Consider the following 5,395-nt stretch of genomic DNA (forward strand, 5'->3'; position numbering starts at 1 on the left):
GGGATTTTAACGTCGCAGCGACCTACTTTTCCACGCCTGTGCGGCGCAGTATCATCGGCCCTCCAAGTCTTAACGGCCGTGTTCGGGATGGGAACGGGTGTGACCCTTGGGGAAAAGCCACGACGAAGGGGTAGAAGGGTTGAGAAGGGATTTAGGCGAAGCTCTGTTGAGCGTTCGTGGGTGTTGAAGTTGATGCAATTGATTGATGAAAGGTCAAGTCTGTGGACCGATTAGTATCGCTCAGCTGAAGCCGTCACCGGCCTTGCACATGCGACCTATCAACGTGGTGGTCTACCACGGGTCTCATAGGGAGATCTCATCTTGAGGGGTGTTTCGCGCTTAGATGCTTTCAGCGCTTCTCACTTCCCGACGTAGCTACCCAGCATTGCACCTGGAGGCACAACTGGAACACCAGAGGTCAGTCCATCCCGGTCCTCTCGTACTAAGGACAGGTCCTCTCAAATCTCCTGCGCCCACACTAGATAGGGACCGAACTGTCTCGCGACGTTCTGAACCCAACTCACGTACCACTATTGATCGGCGAACAGCCGAACCCTTGGGACCTGCTTCAGCCCCAGGATGTGATGAGTCGACATCGAGGTGCCAAACCTTGCCGTCGATATGAACTCTTGGGCAAGATCAGCCTGTTATCCCCGGCGTACCTTTTATCCGTTGAGCGATGGCCCTTCCATTCGGGACCACCGGATCACTATAACCTGCTTTCGCACCTGCTCGTCGTGTCTGACTCGCAGTCAAGCTCCCTTATACTATTGCGCTCTACGGCTGATTTCCAAACAGCCTGAGGGAACCTTCGTACGCCTCCGTTACGCTTTAGGAGGCGACCGCCCCAGTCAAACTACCCGCCTGACATTGTCTTCCACCCGGATCACGGGTGCGAGTTAGAGATCAGCGTTAAACAGGGTGGTATCTCAACATTGGCTCCACCGACCCTAACGAGCCAGTTTCATAGCCTCCCACCTATCCTGCACAGTCCAACGCCAACCTCAATGTCAAGGTGTAGTAAAGGTGCACGGGGTCTTTCCGTCTAAGTGCGGGTAACCGGCATCTTCACCGGTGCTACAAGTTCGCTGAGTCTCTGCTGGAGACAGTTCCCAGATCGTTACACCATTCGTGCAGGTCGGAACTTACCCGACAAGGAATTTCGCTACCTTAGGACCGTTATAGTTACGGCCGCCGTTCACCGGGGCTTAAATTCGCAGCTTCGCTTGCGCTGACCGCTCCTCTTGACCTTCCGGCACCGGGCAGGTGTCAGCCCCTATACCTCCTCTTTGGAGTTTGCAGAGACCTGTGTTTTTGTTAAACAGTCGCCTGGGACATTTATGTGCCACCACCTCGGGCTATGAACCCTACCGTGGTACCCCTTCTCCCGAAGTTACGGGGTTAATTTGCCGAGTTCCTTCAGCAGAGTTCTCTCAAACGCCTGAGGATTCTCTCCTCGACTACCTGTGTCGGTTTGCGGTACGGACACAAGCACCTCTCCTTAGCAGCTTTTCTCGGCAGTGTAGGATCAGGACTTTTCGTCAGAAACCTTGGACTTGTGGCGCCCGGACTTCCCTAAGCGCCATCCTTGGATCCTTTCGCAGAACATTCCATAGCCCTGCGTCCCTACCTTCCTGCGTCCCTGCATCGTACAAACGAGATGCTCATGGTGCTGGAATATTAACCAGCTTTCCATCGCTTACGCCTTTCGGCCTCAGCTTAGGGCCCGACTAACCCAACGCGGATTGACCTTGCGTTGGAAACCTTAGTCTTACGGCGGACGGGGTTCTCGCCCGTCTTTACGCTACTTATGCCGACAGAGTCTCTTCCCATGTCTCCAGCTGTCCTTACGGTCAACCTTCACAGACGTAGGGAATGCTCCCCTACCACTTACGTTCGCAGCTTCGGTAACATGCTTTAGCCCCGTTGAATTGTCGGCACAGACCCGCTTGACCAGTGAGCTATTACGCTTTCTTTAAAGGATAGCTGCTTCTAAGCTAACCTCCTGGCTGTCTAAGCACATCCACATCCTTTTCCACTTAGCATGTATTTTGGGACCTTAGCTGGCGATCTGGGTTCTTTCCCTCTCGACTACGGATCTTATCACCCGCAGTCTGACTGCCGGACTTCACGGCGTGCCATTCGAAGATTGGTTGGATTCAGTAAGCTGGTAAGCCCCCTAGTCCATTCAGGTCTCTACCTGCACGACGAAACATCCGACGCTAGCCCTAAAGCTATTTCGGGGAGAACGAGCTATCACGGAATTTGATTGGCCTTTCACCCCTATCCTCAACTCATCCAAGCGGTTTTCAACCCACACTGGTTCGGACCTCCATCCGGTGTCACCCGGACTTCATCCTGGTCAAGGATAGATCATCCCGTTTCGCGTCTATTTCCAGCGACTGTCGCCCTATTCAGACTCGGTTTCCCTACGGCACCGCCTCTTCGGCTTCGCCTCGCCACTGAAAATAACTAGCCGGCTCATTATGCAAAAGGCACGCGGTTCCCCTGGTAAACCATAGGGGTTCCACTGCTTGTAGATTGACGGTTTCAGGTTCTATTTCACTCCCCTCATCGGGGTTCTTTTCGCCTTTCCCTCACGGTACTGGTTCACTATCGGTCAGATGAACATATTTAGCCTTACCGCATGGTCGCGGCAAATTCTGTCAAGGTTTCTCGTGCCCCGACATACTTGGGAACACCACTCAGAGTCCGATCGGCTTTCACGTAAGGGGCTATCACCCTGTCTCGCCGGCCTTTCCATGCCGTTCCGCTAACCGTCGGTTTTGTAACTCTGTGCCAGAGGGCAGCTCTGGCCTGTAGGTCCCACGACCCCCCCTACGCAACGCCTGCCGCTTACACGTAGGAGGTTTGGGCTCTTCCGGTTTCGCTCGCCGCTACTCCCGGAATCACTGTTGTTTTCTGTTCCTGTGGGTACTGAGATGGTTCACTTCCCCACGTTCGCTTCTCAAAGCCTATGAATTCAGCTGAGAGATGACTGAGCTTTCACCCAGCCGGGTTTCCCCATTCGGACATTCCCGGATCACCGTTCGCGTGCAACTCCCCGAGACTTTTCGCAGCTTACCACGTCCTTCATCGCTGTCATCTGCCAAGGCATCCACCGTCAACCCTTTGTAACTTGGCCTTCCATCAATGAATTACATTGACTTCAGACCCACGAGAGTTAATTGATTTCGCTAAACTTGCCTCGCCTTAAGCCCACGGCGTCACTTCAACGCCATGGATCACCCTTCTCTATTCCTTCTATTCAACTGTCAAACAACTGCTGTCTTTTTCAGACGCCAACCCTTGAGCTGGATTCAAATCCCTCAGGATCTCAACTCAACTCAAATTGGTGGGCCTAGGTGGATTCGAACCACCGACCTCACGCTTATCAGGCGTGCGCTCTAACCAGACTGAGCTATAGGCCCCTGTTCGTGCTCCAGCAGGCGCTGGTGGACCCGACCGGGATCGAACCGACGACCTCCTGGATGCAAACCAGGCGCTCTCCCAGCTGAGCTACGGGCCCGTTACACGCCCAAGCACGCTCGTCAAAGATTGCCCGAGCGTCTTTAAAAACCGGATAGAAATTCGATCGGAAGCGTTGACCTTTCGTCGCTCCTAAAAGCGACTCTCCTTAGAAAGGAGGTGATCCAGCCACAGGTTCTCCTACAGCTACCTTGTTACGACTTCACCCCAATCACCAAGTTCACCATTGAGACCTAGCCCCCTTGCGGGTTACCACAGCCTCTTCAAGTGCTCCCGGCTTTCGTGATGTGACGGGCGGTGTGTACAAGGCCCGGGAACGTATTCACCGTATCATTCTGATACACGATTACTAGCGATTCCACCTTCATGTAGTCGAGTTGCAGACTACAATCCGAACTGAGGACGACTTTCTCCGATTAGCTCCATCTCGCGACTTTGCAACGGTTTGTATCGCCCATTGTAGCACGTGTGTAGCCCTGGACATAAGGGCCATGAGGACTTGACATCATCCCCACCTTCCTCCCGGTTAACCCGGGCAGTCCCCGTAGAGTTCCCGCCATGACGCGCTGGCAACTACGGGTAAGGGTTGCGCTCGTTGCGGGACTTAACCCAACATCTCACGACACGAGCTGACGACAGCCATGCAGCACCTCTGCAGCAGTTCTTGCGAAAAGGCACATCTCTGCACCGGTCCACTGCAGTTCAAGCCCAGGTAAGGTTCTTCGCGTTGCGTCGAATTAAACCACATGCTCCACCGCTTGTGCGGGCCCCCGTCAATTCCTTTGAGTTTCAGCCTTGCGACCGTACTCCCCAGGCGGAACACTTAACGCGTTAGCTCCGGCACGGAAGGGGTCAACTCCCTCCACACCAAGTGTTCATCGTTTACAGCGTGGACTACCAGGGTATCTAATCCTGTTTGCTACCCACACTTTCGCGCCTCAGCGTCAGTTACTGTCCAGGTGGCCGCCTTCGCCACTGGTGTTCCTCCTCATCTCTACGCATTTCACCGCTACACGAGGAATTCCACCACCCTCTCCAGTACTCTAGCCTTCCAGTCTCAGATGCAGTTCCCAAGTTGAGCTCGGGGATTACACATCTGACTTAAAAAACCGCCTACGCGCCCTTTACGCCCAATAATTCCGAATAACGCTTGCCCCCTCTGTATTACCGCGGCTGCTGGCACAGAGTTAGCCGGGGCTTCCTCTCCAGGTACCGTCAAGCGCACATGCTATTAACACGCGCACCTTCGTCCCTGACGACAGGGTTTTACAGTCCGAAGACCTTCATCACCCACGCGGCGTTGCTGCGTCAGACTCTCGTCCATTGCGCAAAATTCCCCACTGCTGCCTCCCGTAGGAGTCTGGACCGTGTCTCAGTTCCAGTGTGGCCGATCACCCTCTCAGGCCGGCTACTGATCGTCGCCTTGGTGGGCCATTACCCCGCCAACTAGCTAATCAGACGCAGGATCCTCTTTTTGCCCCAGGCCTTGCGGTCCCCAGGTTTCACCTCCAGCATCCCAGCCAAAGGTCTCATGCGGTATTACCACTCCTTTCGGAGCGTTATTCCCCACAAAAAGGTAGATTCCCCACGCGTTACTCACCCGTCTGCCATGCACCTTGCGGCACATCCGACTTGCATGTGTTAGGCACGCCGCCAGCGTTCATTCTGAGCCAGGATCAAACTCTCAAGTTTCATTCTGAACTCTTCACCTTCAGGACTCTCATCCCTCGGGCCAATGTTCTGGTCGTTACTTCTGAATCCCATGAACCGTCCTAGAACGCTCCATGGAACCCTCAAAGGCTTCCTATCTTCTATCCGGTTTTCAAAGACGCCCACCGCGCTTCCGCACAGTCCGAAGTCGCCTCTCGGCCCCTTCCAGCACCCCGCAGCCTCAACTGCGCAGGAC

The 5,395-nt window shown here is 54.5% G+C and carries 2 tRNA genes and 3 rRNA genes; all 5 read right to left on the minus strand.

The features are described 5' to 3' along the window. Positions 1–9: 9 nt before the first annotated feature. Positions 10–125 (minus strand): 5S ribosomal RNA (gene rrf / locus MLE43_RS14690). An 84-nt stretch (positions 126–209) separates the two neighbouring features. Continuing rightward, positions 210–3,145: ribosomal RNA gene (locus tag MLE43_RS14695) — 23S ribosomal RNA — on the minus strand. Positions 3,146–3,353: 208 nt separating this feature from the next. After that, a tRNA-Ile gene (locus MLE43_RS14700) sits at positions 3,354–3,431 on the minus strand. Between the two features lie 22 nt (positions 3,432–3,453). Next, positions 3,454–3,529, minus strand: a tRNA-Ala gene (locus MLE43_RS14705). Between the two features lie 112 nt (positions 3,530–3,641). Beyond that, positions 3,642–5,181: ribosomal RNA gene (locus tag MLE43_RS14710) — 16S ribosomal RNA — on the minus strand. The 16S, 23S and 5S rRNA genes sit together here with 2 tRNA genes alongside, the layout of an rRNA operon. Positions 5,182–5,395 lie beyond the last annotated feature (214 nt).

The sequence above is a fragment of the Geothrix oryzisoli genome, from assembly GCF_022808865.1.
GTDB lineage: Bacteria > Acidobacteriota > Holophagae > Holophagales > Holophagaceae > Geothrix > Geothrix oryzisoli.